Here is a 12,881-nt window from a genome sequence, read left to right on the forward strand (position 1 = left end):
CTCAAACTGCAGGCGTTGCGCGCCCAGCGATGAAAGGTTTGCCACGTCTCCACGCGCATCCACGGGTCGAGCGGCTACGCGCCAGCATGGTAGGCTTCGGCAGCTTCCCCAACTCACGCATCACGTTTTAGAAGACGCGTTGCCCTGGCGCTGTCGCTCGTAGGAACACGGAGCAGGTCAGCAGCGCGTCGGGCAGGCCGAGTTGTGTATCCGCCGATCCAACCCATGACCCAGCTTGCCTTTGTTGCCCCAAGCCACGCCTCCCTTCAGGCCAAAAATCAGGTGGGAAAGTATGAATGACGTTGCCTCTGGTGACGATCTTGCCGATGCGTTGCTTGCCATCGGTTCCAAAGACGTCGCAGAGAGTAAGCGCCTTCTTGAGCGTGCTGCGCAGCAAGGATCCATCATGGGTCGTGCGTTAAGCGATGTTCTCAATCATGGGGGCTCCCGCAACGCCTACGACGAACCGCGCGCCTTTGAAGTATTCATTCGCGGTGGGGGCAACCTGGCGCTGTACGCAGCGGTCAGCGCCGATCTGGCCAAGCTTTACGACGCTGTTCGGCCAAGCACGTTGCTAGATATCGGCGCGGGTGACGGCATGGCGCTGATCCCTGCGATCACTTCCAGCGCGCACGTGCTTGCGCGGCTTGACGTTGTTGAGCCCAACGATGTGCTTTTGGGCAATCTCACTGCATCTCTGCCTTTTGCCCGCGGGCATCGTATGACATTGGAGAAGTTTGTCGGAGATATCGGTGCGGAAGATCGCTGGGATTTGGCTCAATCCACATTCGCGCTCCAATCAATCGAGACGAAGGCGCGTGAGCAGGCATTGGCAACCTTGGCCCGGCATGTGGCAAGGCTCGTCATTGTCGAATTCGATGTTCCGGCGCTTACATCTGGAAGCTTGGTCTATTACAAGTCGCTCGCTCAGCGCTATGAGCGCGCTGCATCTGAGTATGGCCAGAACGCCGCGCTTGTAGCCGGAGGCTTTCTTGCGCCAATGCTGCTGGGGCAACTTCGGTCCATCGTTCCGTCAAATTATGAGCAACCCGCAGACGCCTGGGCAGCGGAACTCGAAAAAGCAGGCTATGACGTGATTGCCCAGACGGATCTTCACGATTACAGCTGGTCAACGGCTTTTTCCATGGTCGCTGTCCCCAAGGGATATGCCGTTTCGCGGTAGATAGCCTAACCAAAGGCGATCAGCGCCTAAGATTAATGCAGGGATTGGCGATTGTTGTGTTGGTTTAATCGTATGTGGATTCATGCTTCGTCGAGCCGCGCTGCGACTACAGAGAACGCGGCGCTCCCGCTGATGCCGGTTGCCTACGTTTGGACGTCGTTGGTCGTGTGCATCACTTCGCTTCCTGCGCCGCATCGGCGCGGATCTTGAACCAGATGGAATACATGGCCGGCAGGAATACCAGGGTCAGCACTGTGCCGGCGATCGTGCCGCCGATCAGGGTGTAGGCCAGGGTTCCCCAGAACACCGAGTGGGTGAGCGGGATGAAGGCGAGCACCGCTGCCAGCGCGGTCAGGATCACCGGCCGCGCACGTTGCACGGTGGCCTCCACCAGCGCCTGGCGCGCGTTCATACCTTCATGTTCGTTGTGGTGGATCTGCCCGATCAGGATCAGCGTGTTGCGCATCAGGATGCCGGACAACGCGATCAGGCCGACCAGCGCGTTGATGCCGAACGGTTGCTGGAACAGCAGCAGCGTCGGCACCACGCCGATCAGGCCGAGCGGGCTGGTCAGGAACACCATGATCATCGCCGACATCGAGCGGACCTGCAGCACGATGATCAGCAGGGTCAGCGCCAGCATGATTGGGAACAGGGGCAGCATCGCCGCCATCGCCTTGCCGGATTCCTCGATCGCGCCCGCCTCAGTGATGCTGTAGCCCTTGGGCAGCGTTTCACGCAGCGGCGCGAGCGCGGCGGTCATCGCCTTGGAAACATCCGGCGGCTGCAGGCCCTCGGCAATGTCGCCGCGCACGGTGATGGTGGGAACGCGATCGCGGCGGCGCATCAACGGTTCTTCCATGCGCACGTCCACCGTGCCGATCTGCGACAGCGGAATGCGCTGCCCCGCCGCACCGGTCAGGGTGAAATCCTGCACCTTGGCTGGGTCCAGGCGGGTCGTGCCGGACGAACGCGCCAGCACCTGCACGGTGCGGATGTCCTCACGCACGGTGGTCACCGGCACGCCGTTCAGCAGGAACTGCAGCTGCTGGGCGGCACTGCTGGAGCTCAGCCCGACCGCCTGCAGGCGGTCCTGGTCCAGGCTGAAGTGCAGCGCCGGCGTGCGCGCACCCCAGTCGCTGTTGACCGTGCGCATCGTCGGGCTGGCACGCAGCTGCGCTTCGACCTGGCTGGCGATGCCGCGCAGCACGTCCGGGTCCGGGCCGCTCACCCGGTAGGCCACCGGGAACGGCGAGTACGGGCCGAACACCAGTTGGCTTACGCGCACCTGCGCTTCCGGTGCCAGGCCTGCGGCCACTGCCGTGCGCAGCCGGTGCTTCAATGCTTCGCGCTCCTCCTGGTTGTCGGTGCGGATGACGATCTTGGCGAACGCGGGGTCGGGCAGTTCCGGCGACATGGCCAGGAAGAAGCGCGGAGCGCCCTGGCCGATGTAGGCGGTAACGATGCGGGCCTCCTTCTGCCTGGCCAGCCAGGCCTCGACCTTGGCCGTGGCCGCGCTGGTCTGCGCGATCGCGGTGCCATACGGCATCTGCACTTCCACCAGCACTTCCGGGCGATCTGAGATCGGGAAGAACTGCTTCTTCACCGCGCCCATGCCGAGGATCGCCAGCGCGAACAGCACCACCACCGAACCCGCCACCAGCCACTTGCGTCCGATCACCCCGTTCAGCAGGCGGCGGAAGCGGTTGTAGCGCGGCGTGTCGTACATCGCCTGGTGGCCGCCTTCCACCTGTTTGAGCTGCGGCAGCAGCTTCACGCCCAGATACGGCGTGAACACCACCGCGACCACCCACGACGCGATCAGCGCAATGCCGACGATCCAGAACATGTTGCTGGTGTACTCGCCGGCCGTCGAACGCGCGAAGCCATTGGGCATGAAGCCGACCGCGGTGACCAGCGTGCCGGACAGCATCGGTGCGGCGGTATGGCTCCACGCGTAGGCCGAGGCGGCCACGCGGCTGAAGCCTTCTTCCATCTTCACCACCATCATCTCGATGGCGATGATGGCATCGTCCACCAGCAAGCCCAGCGCAAGGATCAGCGAACCCAGGGTGATGCGGTCGAAGTTCTTGCCGGTGGCGGCCATGATCAAGAACACCGCCGCCAACGTCAGCGGTACCGCGGCGGCCACCACCACGCCGACCCGCCAGCCCATGCTGACGAAGCAGACCAGCATCACCACCACCAGCGCCACGAAGAACTTCACCATGAATTCGTCGACCGACGCGCTGATGTTGTCGGACTGGTCGGTCACCTTGTTCAGCGCCATGCCCAGCGGCAGCTCGCTGTTGATCGCCGCCATTTCGCCGTCCAGCGCCTTGCCGAGGTCGAGTCCATTCCAGCCATCGCGCATGACCACGCCAAGCAGCAGCGCAGGCTCGCCACCGTTACGGATGAGGAAGGTGGCAGGGTCTTCATAGCCACGCTTGACGGTGGCGATGTCGGCCAGCTTGACTGTCTTGCCGCCAGACACGATCGGCGTGTTGCGGATCTTGTCCAGTTCGTCCAGGGCGCCATCGAGCCTGACGAATACCGTCGTGCCTTTGGTGTCCACCGAGCCGGACGGAGTCAGTGCGTTCTGCCCGTTCAGCGCGGCGAACACGTCCTGCGGGCTGATGCCCAGGGTGGCCAGGCGCTCGTGGGAGAACTCGACGAAGATGCGCTCGGGCTGTTCGCCAATGATGTTGACCTTCTTGACGCCGGGCACGTGCAGGATCCGCTGGCGCAGCGTCTCCGCGTCGCGGGTCAGGACACGGTGCGGCTCGCCCTTGGCCTTCAGTGCGAACAGGGCGAAGGTGACGTCGGCATATTCGTCGTTGACCATCGGCCCGATCACGCCGGCCGGCAGGTTCGCCGCCTCGTCCTGCATTTTCTTGCGCGCCTGGTAGAACTCGTCCTGCACCTGCGAAGGCGGCGTGCTGTCCAGCAGGCTCAGCGTGGTGAACGCCAGGCCGGGGCGGGTGAAGGTCTCGCTGCGGTCGTACCAGCGCAGTTCCTGCAGCCGCTTCTCCAGCTTCTCGGCCACCTGGTCCTGCATTTCCTGGGCCGTGGCGCCCGGCCAGGCGGTGACGACGGTCATCACCTTCACCGTGAACGCCGGATCCTCGGCGCGGCCGAGCTTGAAGAACGAGACGATGCCGGCCAGCGACACCAGCAGGATCAGGAACACGGTGATGGAGCGTTCCCGCACTGCCAGCGCGGAAAGATTGAAGCCGCTCACGGTGCGGGCACTCCGGCACGGGCTGCGGCCGTACGCTCCAGAATGCGCACCGGCTGGCCTTCGCGCAGCAGGTGCGCGCCCAGTGCGGCGACGCGGTCGCCGTCCTTGAGGTTGCCGGACACGTATGCGCTGTCATCGCCGATGCGCAGCACCTTCACCGGCCGCCAACTCGCCTTCGCCGGTTGGCCGTCGATGAGCCAGACGCCCGGACCCTTGCCGCTGTCGCTCAGCCCGGCCAGCGGGACGAGCACGCCGCTGGCCACGGTCGCCGCGTCCTGGCTGGGCAGCTGCAGCGTCACCGTGGCACCCAACGGCGGCGGCTGCTCCTGCGCATCCAGCACATAGCGCGCTTCGAAGGTGCGCGACAGCGGATCGGCCGCGCTGGACAGCACCCGCAGGCGCGCAGTCTCCGGGGCGCCGGAGCGGCCATAGATGCTGGCCGTGGCGGTGGAACCCAGCGCTGGACGCACTGTCTCCGGCAACTGCACGACCGCTTCGCGCGGACCGGAACGGGCCAGGCGCACCACCACCTGTCCGGCGGCAACGACCTGGCCCGGCTCGGCCAGAGTCTGGGCGACCACGCCATCGCTATCGGCAAGCAGCGTCGCATAGCCGCTGGCGTTGGCAGCCACCGCCGCCTGCGCCTGTGCGGCATGCAGTTCCGCCTGCGCGGTGTCCGCCGCGGCCTTGATCTGGTCGTAAGCGGACTGCGAAACCACCTGGCTCGCCGCCAGCTTCCGGTACCGCACCTCGTCCTGGCCGGCCTGCGTCGCGCGCGCCCTGGCGGCAGCCACCGCTTGGCGCTGCGCACTGCTGGCCAGGTCCAGATCGGCGGGGTCCATGCGCATCAGCGGCTGGCCGCGTTTTATGTCTTTCCCCGCATCCACCAACCGCTCCAGCACCTTGCCGGAGACGCGGAAGCCTAGGTCGCTTTGCACCCGTGCCTGGATGGTGCCGGTGAAGGAACGGGTCTCGGTGGACCCGGCACGCACGGCCTCGACCCGCACCAGCGGCGGCGCGGTCCTGGGATCCGGCGGCGGCTTGCCACTGCAGGCGGCCAGGGCGAGGGAGAGCAGGGAAAGTGACAGCAGGCCTGGAGAACGGTGCCGCGGCATGGAAGAACCCGGAAAGGAACTATTGATGCCGGTATGGTGTTCCTAGTGACCAATATTGTCAATGGTCACTAACTTGCGATCAAGGCGACAGGCTTCTCAGGATCAGGCTAGAGAGCCGCGTCGGCGCCTCTTCGCTGTACTGCAGGCTGTGACGCAGCAGCAACGGGTTCAGGTACGGGCGCATGACCAGATAGATGGCGTGAGACGCCTCGTCCAGCGGCGTCTTGCGCTCGAAGTCGCCCGCGGCCCGGCCCAGCTCCAGGATCTTCTGCAGGTGCGCACCCACCCGGGCCTCGTAGGCGACAGCTGTGGGCCAGCCCTCCGAAGCCGCCGCGACGGCGATCTCGTAGAGCTTCCGGTCCTCATTGAACAGCTCCACGCTCGCTTCCACGGCTACACGGAACATGCGCCGCAGCTGCTCCGGTGCGCTGTCGGTGCTGGCGATGGCCGCCTCGATCTGCTGCTCGATGCCGCGCAGGCAGGTGCCGCAGATGGCTTCTCCGATCGACTGTTTCGAAGCGAAGAACTTGTAGATGTAGGCCTTGGAGAAGCCGATCGCCCGTGCCAAGTCGGACACGGTCGTTTTCTCGTAGCCGTAGTGGCTGAAGTGCTCGGTCGCGGCGGCGACGATCTGGTCGCGGACCTCATGGTCCCCGGGGCCGCGCGTGGGCGCCGGGTTATCGGTATCGATGCTCATGCGGGCACTTTATCGACGGGTAGTCGGGCTGGCAAATTGTGACTGAATGGAATACTGGTCACTTCCAACTAAGGGCGCCGAACGCCGGCGCTTCAAGCGTCGATCCTGCAGGCGCCAGGGGCGCCGGCCTTGCAGCTTGCCAGGGCAAGCCGCGCCGCGAACGGCGTCGGCCTGGGCGAAGTGCCCGCGGCCGAACAGCGCTGGGCTAGTCGATCGCCTCGATCCCTTGTTGCTTGAGTTGCTCAAGGTGATCGTGCATCTCCTTGAGCCTGCCGGGGGCATGACCCTCCCATTCCGCGACCTCGCCCAGGACGCGCAATGGTTGCCGGCAGCGGTAGGACTTGGTGGGGTTGCCCGGGAAGCGCTTGTCGGTCAGGTTCGGATCGTCTTCTATCGGTCCTGTGGGTTCCACGAGGTAGATCCTGCCGCGACCTTCGCCCATGGCCAGTTCGGCTCCCCAGATGGCCGCGTCCAGCGTGGCGGTCAGGTAGACGAAAGCGGCCGGCTTCCGTTTGCCGTAGTTGGAGGCGTAACCGGGCTCGATCAGATCGCCCGGCTGCAGGTCGGCCTTGGTGCCGTGGTAGTACGTCTGCGTGTCCATCATCGTTGCTCCGGTTCCCTGCCGTATCGACAGGTCGGCGATGCTGCATGAAGCGCAGGGCCTTGCCGCAAGCCCCCATGCGTTATATAAATTCATGGTGGGGAGGCGCGTGGCGTCTCCCTTTTTTTATGGCATGGCGGCGCACTGGGCAGCGTGGTGCCGATCTGGCACCAGGCGGGTAGGGCTGCGCGGGCGCCGGCGAGCGCGTCGCCGGCGCATCACGCGCACGGACAAACCCGCCGCGAGGGCGGGTCTGTTCCGTTGCGCGCCTCGCCTTGCGGAAAGGCGCGCGTTACGGAGCTCAGCGCGGCAGGTCGAACAGCAGGAATTCCGTGTCCTGCGCATCGGCGAAGTGCAGCTGCGCCTCGTCCACGGCCTGCGCCGCGTCGCCGGCTTTCAGTGCCTGGCCATTGACCGTGAGCGCGCCGCGGATGACCTGCACGTAGGCGCCGCGTCCGTCGGCCAGCGGGTAGTCGACGCGCTCGTCGCCGTCCAGGATCGCCGCGTAGATGCGCGCATCCTGGTGGATCCGCACGGCGCCGTCCTCGCCCTGCGGCGCGGCGATCAGGCGCAGCTGGCCGCGCTTGGTCTCCGGCGCGAAGTGCTTTTCCTCGTAGCCAGGTTCGATCCCGGCGCGTTCCGGCATCAGCCAGATCTGCAGGAAGTGCACCGGCTCGCTGGCCGAGTGATTGAACTCGCTGTGGCTGACCCCGGAGCCGGCGCTCATGCGCTGCACGTCGCCGTAGCGCAGCACCGAGCCGTTGCCCATGCTGTCCTTGTGTTCCAGCGCGCCGTCGAGCACGTAGGACAGGATCTCCATGTTGCTGTGCGCATGGGTGCCGAAGCCCTGGCCCGGCTGCACCCGGTCTTCGTTGATCACCCGCAGCGGGCCGAAGCCCATGTGGCGCGGGTCGTGGTAGTGGCCGAAGGAGAAGGTGTGGCGCGAGGACAGCCAGCCGTGCTCGGCGCGGCCGCGGGTGTCGCTGGGGCGGATCTGCAGCATGAGAAGCTCCTGATAGTGGCGGTATGTGCAAGTGGATCGATAGGCAGGGCGGCGGCGATATCGGTTGGATTTCGTGGCTGCCTTGCGGTGAGGACAAGTATCCGCACTGGTCCCGGATTTGAAAAACGGATAGATTCGGTCTCTATCATCGAAAAATTCGAATGCTCAAGATCAGCCTCGACGCCTTGCAGATCCTCGACGCCATCGACCGCCGCGGCTCGTTCTCGGCGGCCGGCAAGGCGCTGTACAAGGTGCCATCGACCATTTCCTACACGGTGGCCAAGCTGGAGGAGGACCTGGGTGTGCAGCTGTTCGCGCGGCTGGGGCCGAAGGTGGCGCTCACCGCGGCCGGGGCCGAGCTGCTGCGCGAGGGCCGGCACCTGCTGCGCGCGGCCAGCGATCTGGAACTGCGTGTGCGCCGCGTCGCCTCCGGCTGGGAGACCGAGTTCGCGCTGGGCCTGGACTCGGTGTTCGCGCCGGACTGCCTGGCAGAGGACGTGGCCGCGTTCTACGCGGTCGCCGACCAGACCCGGCTGCGGATCGTGCAGGAATCGCTGTCCGGCACCTGGGAGGCGCTGCTGGACCGGCGCGTGGACCTGCTGGTCGGCGCGGCCGGGGAGGGGCCCAGCGGCGGCGGCTATGTCGCCGAGCCGTTCGGCACGTTGCCGTTCGTGTTCGTGGTCGCGCCCGCGCATCCGCTGGCGCAGGCGGTCGAGCCGCTCGGCCGCAGCCAGTTGGCCGAGCACCGTGCGGTCGCGGTCGCCGATTCGGCGCGGCGGCTGCTGCCGCGCACGGTCGGGCTGCTGTTCGGCCAGGACACGCTGACCGTGCCGGATATGCCCAGCAAGTACCGCCTGCAGCTGGCCGGGCTGGGGTTCGGATTCCTGCCCGAGCCCTACGCGCGGGCGGCGCTGGCGCGCGGCGCGCTGGTACGCAAGCAGGTCGAGGAGCCGAAGCCGGACGAGGTATTCCAGCTGGCGTGGCGCAGCGGCGAGGAGGGCGCGGCGCTGGCGTGGTGGCGCGCGCGCATGCGCCAGCCCGGGGTGTTCGAGGCGTGGCTGGCGCGGCTGCAGTCGCGGCTGGAGTGAGCGCCCGATGGGCGGGTCTGTTCCGCCGGTGATGCGCCGTCGTGCGCGCCGGACGCCGATGACCGGAGGATAATGCCGCATCCCTTCTTCTCCCCGGCGCGGGCATGGCCATGCAGGAACTGATCGCGCGTTACGGCCTGGGTCTGGTCTTCGTCAACGTGCTGGCATTGTCGCTGGGCCTGCCGGTGCCGGCATTGCCGACCCTGATCCTGGTCGGTGCGACCTATGCGCTGCTCGACGGCAGCGCGGTCTGGAGCAGCCTGCTGGCCGCGCTGTCGGTGTCGATCGCGGCCAGCCTGATCGGTGATCTGGTCTGGTTCGGCGCCGGGCGCCGCTACGGCAACCGCACGCTGCAGTCGCTGTGCCGCCTGTCGCTGTCGCGCGATACCTGCATGAAGCGGACCGAGCGCTTCTACACCCGCTGGGGCGTGCGCGTGCTGGCGGTGGCCAAGTTCGTGCCCGGCCTGTCGATGGTGTCGGTGCCGATGGCCGGGGCGATGCGGGCGCGGCCGGGCGCGTTCCTGCGCTACGACGCGCTGGGCGCGGCGCTGTGGGCCGGCTGCGGTTTGCTGCTCGGCCTGGCGTTCGCCGACCAGGTGGAGGACGTGCTGGACTGGTTGAGCCTGCTCGGCACGCGCGCGGTGCTGCTGCTGGCGGGCTTGCTGGTGCTCTACATCGGTTATCGCGCGTGGCGCCGGCATACGCTGCTGAAGTCGATGGAGACGCTGCGCATCGACGTGGACGAGCTGTATGCGCTGATGCAGGGCGAGGCCACGCCGATGGTGCTGGACATCCGCGCACCGGGCTATCGCACGCTCGAGCCGTATGCGATTCCTGGCGCGATGGAAGTGGACGATCGCCGCATCGACGCCATCGTCGCGGCGCTGCCGCGCGATCGCAAGATCGTCATCTACTGCGCCTGCCCGAACGAAGTATCGGCGGCGGTGCTGGCCACGCGCCTGCGCCAGCATCACTACGAGGACGTGGTGCCGCTGCGCGGCGGCCTGGATGCATGGCGCGCGGCGGGTTACGCGGTGATCGAGCTGGGTGGCGGGACGGCAGCGCCGGCCCCGGGCATCGGCGGCAAGGTCGCTGCGTAAGCGGCTGCGCGCAAGCGCTTGCGGTGCGGGCACCAGCGAATCGAAAGGCAAAAAAACGACAAGCGCAGGCTTGTCGTTTTTGATCTGACTGGTGCGCCCGGAGAGATTCGAACTCCCGACCGCCTGGTTCGTAGCCAGGTACTCTATCCAACTGAGCTACGGGCGCGTCGTCAGGCGCGGGATTATTCCCGAGTTCTGCCGATCCGTCTACACCGGCGTGCGCCGATGCGCGGAAAGGCCGATGGCCGTGCGCGGCGATGTAGGTGTCGCATGTCCGCGAATGGCCGGCGGACACGCAAAAAAAAACGACAAACCGAGTTTGTCGTTTTTCATCTGACTGGTGCGCCCGGAGAGATTCGAACTCCCGACCGCCTGGTTCGTAGCCAGGTACTCTATCCAACTGAGCTACGGGCGCGTCGTCAGGAGCGGAATTATTACCGAGTCCCCCGGACCCGTCAATGCCCTTCGCGCAAAAAATTCATCCTGCGGCGCCGAGCAGGGCGTGCGCCACCGCCGCCGGCCGCCGCATCCAGGCGAAATGGTCGGCCGTGGTGCCCAGTTGCGCCGCATCCAGCGACTGCACCTCGAGCCTGCGCGGCGCCAGCTTGCACATAAAAGCGCGCAGCGAGGTTTCCGGTCCCATCCAGTCGTCCTGCAACAGCACGCCGCGCACCGGTGCGGTGAGTTGCGCCAGCAGCGCTTCCAGATCGGCGGTCATGCCCACGGCCGCATAGCGACCGCTCAGGCCCACGCGCGTCCAGTCCGCGATCAGGCCGCGCGCCTCAGTGCCGCCGAAGCCGAGTCGGCGTCCGTGCAGCACGCCCTGGCGCTGCGCCAGCCATGCCATCAGGCGGTACGCCAACGGCAGCAGATAGCGACGCGGCGCGGCGAAATGGCGCCAGTACGGCGTGCCGCTGGCGACCAGCCACAGCTGCGCGAAGGCCTGCGGATGCAGCGCGGCGTAGCAGCAGGCGAGCTGCCCGCCGAGGCTGTGGCCGCCGACGGTCAGCGGCAGCGCGCTGTGCTGCGCCAGCGCCGCGTGGCTGGCCGGCAGGTCCTCGCACAGCAGTTGCCGGTAGCCCCAGTCGCAGGCGCGCGACGGGCGCAGCGTGCTGCTGCCGTTGCCGCGCCATTCGTGCAGGAACACGGCCACGCCGCGTGCGGCCAGCGCCTCGGCCAACGGCAGGTAGTGGCGCGCGGCCACGCCCAGCGCAGGCAGCCACAGCAGCGCCTGGCGCGGCGCGGCGGGAATGCGCGTCAGCACGCTCCAGCGATGGCCGTCGCCGGCGCTGGCCGGCAGCGCCTGGTCCGTCATCGCCTGCACGCTCATGCGCCGCGCGCTGCGCCGAAGTGGTCCAGCACCACCACATCGCCGCGGCCGGGGCGGTAGCCGCCCTGCAGCGCGCGGGCGACGTAGTCGATCGCCGCTTCGCAGGCCACCGGCAACGCCAGGCCCTGGCACAGCTGCGCGGCGATCGCCGAGGCGAGGGTGCAGCCGGTGCCGTGCGCCTGCAGCGCCAGCCGCGCATGGCTGAATTCGCTGCGGCTGACGCCGTCGTCGTAGCGATCGATCACCCGGTGGCCTTCGGCCAGGTGGCCGCCCTTGAGCAGCACCGCCTGCGCGCCGGCCTGCAGCAGCGCGGCGGTGGCGTGCTCGGCATCGTCGGCGTTCTCGATCGGACGGCCCAGCAGCAGCTGCGCTTCCGGCGTGTTCGGGGTGACCAGCGTCGCCAGCGGCAACAGGCGGCTGCGCAGCGCATCCAGCGCCTCGTCTTCGAGCAGCTTGGCGCCGCTGGTGGCGACCATCACCGGGTCCAGCACCACGAACGGCGGGCGGTATTCCTCCAGCGCGTCGGCGACCAAGTGGATCACCGCGGCATTGGCGAGCATGCCGAGCTTGACCGCGGCGATGTCGAAATCGGCGAAGCAGGCGTCGATCTGCGCGCGCAGGAACGCCAGCGGCGGCACGTGCACGGCGCTGACCCCGCGGGTGTGCTGCGCGGTCAGTGCGGCGATCGCTGACACGCCGTGCACGCGATGCGCGGCGAAGGTCTTCAGGTCGGCCTGGATGCCGGCGCCGCCGCCGGAGTCGGTGCCGGCGATGCTCAGTGCGGAGACGACGGATGGTTCGCTCATGCGCCGATTGTGCAGCGTCGGCTGCTGCTTGGCGACCGCGCGTTCAGCGCTGCTGGCGCCGGTAATGGGCCTGCAGCGCATAGGTGGTGCCGACCAGCCCGGTCAGCAGCGCCGGCGCCAGCAGCGCATCGAAGCCGACGCGGCGATAGGCCCAGGCGCCGAGCACGCCGCCGAGCAGGAAGCCGCCGATGATCAGCAGGCTCAGGCGGATGCGCCGGCGCGGCAGCGGCAGGCCGCGCAGCGCCTGGCCCAGGCCGATGCCCAGGTCGGTGAACATGCCGGTCAGGTGGGTGGTGCGCACCACCGCGCCGCTGTAGGTGGTGGTCATCGCGTTCTGCAGGCCGCAGGCCGCGGCGGCGAGCAGCGCGCCGACCAGTTGTTGTTGCTTGAACGCCTGCATCGCCGCCAACAGCAGCAGCGCTTCCAGCGCCAGCGCCACGCCGTAGCGGCGGCCCAGCCGCAGTCGGCTGTCCTGCACCACGATGCCGCTGAGCACCGCGCCGCCGAGGAAGGCCAGCACCACGCCGAGCAGGTTGCCGATCACCCGCATGTCGCCGTCGGCCAGCGCCGCGCCGAGCAGGGTGGTGGTGCCGGTCAGGTGGGTCACCGCCTGGTGTTCGAAGCCCAGATAGCCGACCACGTTGACCATGCCGGCCACGCAGGCCAGCGCGCCGGCGAACGCCCAGGCCCAGCGCGGCAGCTCGAAGTTCATGCGCC

Annotated in this window: 11 protein-coding genes and 2 tRNA genes; 3 read left to right on the forward strand and 10 right to left on the reverse strand. The window is 67.6% G+C overall.

All coding sequences use genetic code 11. From position 1 onward, the window contains the following. The first annotated feature begins 292 nt into the window (after positions 1-292). Positions 293-1,183 carry a class I SAM-dependent methyltransferase gene (locus NUG20_RS09590; RefSeq protein ID WP_263398100.1) on the forward strand — a complete coding sequence of 297 codons (891 nt, stop codon included), beginning with the start codon at positions 293-295 and terminating at the stop codon, positions 1,181-1,183. A gap of 172 nt (positions 1,184-1,355) precedes the next feature. Here the strand turns inward: NUG20_RS09590 and NUG20_RS09595 are convergent, their stop codons facing one another. The 5 genes from NUG20_RS09595 to NUG20_RS09615 all read right to left on the reverse strand — a co-directional run bounded on the left by NUG20_RS09595 (position 1,356) and on the right by NUG20_RS09615 (position 7,840). Beyond that, entirely contained in the window at positions 1,356-4,424 is a 3,069-nt protein-coding gene (locus NUG20_RS09595; RefSeq protein ID WP_263398101.1) for an efflux RND transporter permease subunit, read from the reverse strand. Further along, positions 4,421-5,539 carry an efflux RND transporter periplasmic adaptor subunit gene (locus tag NUG20_RS09600; protein ID WP_263398102.1) on the reverse strand — a complete coding sequence of 373 codons (1,119 nt, stop codon included), beginning with the start codon at positions 5,537-5,539 and terminating at the stop codon, positions 4,421-4,423. The genes NUG20_RS09595 and NUG20_RS09600 overlap by 4 nt, the downstream gene beginning before the upstream one ends. Positions 5,540-5,618: 79 nt before the next feature. Further along, positions 5,619-6,236 (reverse strand): TetR/AcrR family transcriptional regulator, encoded by a 618-nt coding sequence (locus tag NUG20_RS09605; protein ID WP_263398103.1) that lies wholly within the window; start codon positions 6,234-6,236, stop codon positions 5,619-5,621. A gap of 205 nt (positions 6,237-6,441) precedes the next feature. Beyond that, on the reverse strand, positions 6,442-6,837 hold the full coding sequence (gene arr / locus NUG20_RS09610; RefSeq protein WP_343237623.1) for an NAD(+)--rifampin ADP-ribosyltransferase: 396 nt from the start codon (positions 6,835-6,837) through the stop codon (positions 6,442-6,444). A 301-nt stretch (positions 6,838-7,138) separates the two neighbouring features. Next, entirely contained in the window at positions 7,139-7,840 is a 702-nt protein-coding gene (locus tag NUG20_RS09615; RefSeq protein WP_263398105.1) for a pirin family protein, read from the reverse strand. Between the two features lie 161 nt (positions 7,841-8,001). Here NUG20_RS09615 and NUG20_RS09620 point away from each other — a divergent pair, with 161 nt between their 5' ends. Together NUG20_RS09620 and NUG20_RS09625 are read left to right on the forward strand one after the other, a co-directional pair. Continuing rightward, positions 8,002-8,928: a LysR substrate-binding domain-containing protein gene (locus tag NUG20_RS09620; RefSeq protein ID WP_263398106.1), complete on the forward strand. Its 927-nt coding sequence runs from the start codon at positions 8,002-8,004 to the stop codon at positions 8,926-8,928. Between the two features lie 110 nt (positions 8,929-9,038). Continuing rightward, positions 9,039-10,028 (forward strand): DedA family protein/thiosulfate sulfurtransferase GlpE, encoded by a 990-nt coding sequence (locus NUG20_RS09625; protein WP_263398440.1) that lies wholly within the window; start codon positions 9,039-9,041, stop codon positions 10,026-10,028. A gap of 89 nt (positions 10,029-10,117) precedes the next feature. Here NUG20_RS09625 and NUG20_RS09630 read toward each other — a convergent pair. The 5 genes from NUG20_RS09630 to NUG20_RS09650 form a co-directional block, all read right to left on the reverse strand. Further along, positions 10,118-10,194: transfer RNA gene (locus NUG20_RS09630), tRNA-Arg, on the reverse strand. Between the two features lie 172 nt (positions 10,195-10,366). Continuing rightward, positions 10,367-10,443: transfer RNA gene (locus NUG20_RS09635), tRNA-Arg, on the reverse strand. A 63-nt stretch (positions 10,444-10,506) separates the two neighbouring features. Continuing rightward, on the reverse strand, positions 10,507-11,358 hold the full coding sequence (locus tag NUG20_RS09640; protein WP_263398107.1) for an alpha/beta hydrolase family protein: 852 nt from the start codon (positions 11,356-11,358) through the stop codon (positions 10,507-10,509). Continuing rightward, positions 11,355-12,164, reverse strand: coding sequence for a bifunctional hydroxymethylpyrimidine kinase/phosphomethylpyrimidine kinase (thiD, locus tag NUG20_RS09645; protein ID WP_263398108.1), 810 nt, complete (start codon positions 12,162-12,164; stop codon positions 11,355-11,357). Before thiD ends, NUG20_RS09640 begins: the two co-directional genes overlap by 4 nt. Before the next feature lie 43 nt (positions 12,165-12,207). Continuing rightward, positions 12,208-12,876 (reverse strand): YoaK family protein, encoded by a 669-nt coding sequence (locus tag NUG20_RS09650; protein WP_263398109.1) that lies wholly within the window; start codon positions 12,874-12,876, stop codon positions 12,208-12,210. Between the last annotated feature and the right edge of the window lie 5 nt (positions 12,877-12,881).

The organism is Xanthomonas sp. CFBP 8443 (assembly GCF_025666195.1).
In the GTDB taxonomy this organism is placed as follows: domain Bacteria; phylum Pseudomonadota; class Gammaproteobacteria; order Xanthomonadales; family Xanthomonadaceae; genus Xanthomonas_A.

Excerpts from the sequence above, each read along its gene's own strand:
- thiD (WP_263398108.1), bottom strand. The coding sequence starts at position 12,164 with ATGAGCGAACCATCCGTCGTCTCCGCACTGAGCATCGCCGGCACCGAC.
- NUG20_RS09590 (WP_263398100.1), top strand. The coding sequence starts at position 293 with ATGAATGACGTTGCCTCTGGTGACGATCTTGCCGATGCGTTGCTTGCC.
- NUG20_RS09620 (WP_263398106.1), top strand. The coding sequence starts at position 8,002 with ATGCTCAAGATCAGCCTCGACGCCTTGCAGATCCTCGACGCCATCGAC.
- NUG20_RS09615 (WP_263398105.1), bottom strand. The coding sequence starts at position 7,840 with ATGCTGCAGATCCGCCCCAGCGACACCCGCGGCCGCGCCGAGCACGGC.
- arr (WP_343237623.1), bottom strand. The coding sequence starts at position 6,837 with ATGGACACGCAGACGTACTACCACGGCACCAAGGCCGACCTGCAGCCG.
- NUG20_RS09640 (WP_263398107.1), bottom strand. The coding sequence starts at position 11,358 with ATGAGCGTGCAGGCGATGACGGACCAGGCGCTGCCGGCCAGCGCCGGC.
- NUG20_RS09600 (WP_263398102.1), bottom strand. The coding sequence starts at position 5,539 with ATGCCGCGGCACCGTTCTCCAGGCCTGCTGTCACTTTCCCTGCTCTCC.
- NUG20_RS09650 (WP_263398109.1), bottom strand. The coding sequence starts at position 12,876 with ATGAACTTCGAGCTGCCGCGCTGGGCCTGGGCGTTCGCCGGCGCGCTG.
- NUG20_RS09625 (WP_263398440.1), top strand. The coding sequence starts at position 9,039 with ATGCAGGAACTGATCGCGCGTTACGGCCTGGGTCTGGTCTTCGTCAAC.
- NUG20_RS09605 (WP_263398103.1), bottom strand. The coding sequence starts at position 6,236 with ATGAGCATCGATACCGATAACCCGGCGCCCACGCGCGGCCCCGGGGAC.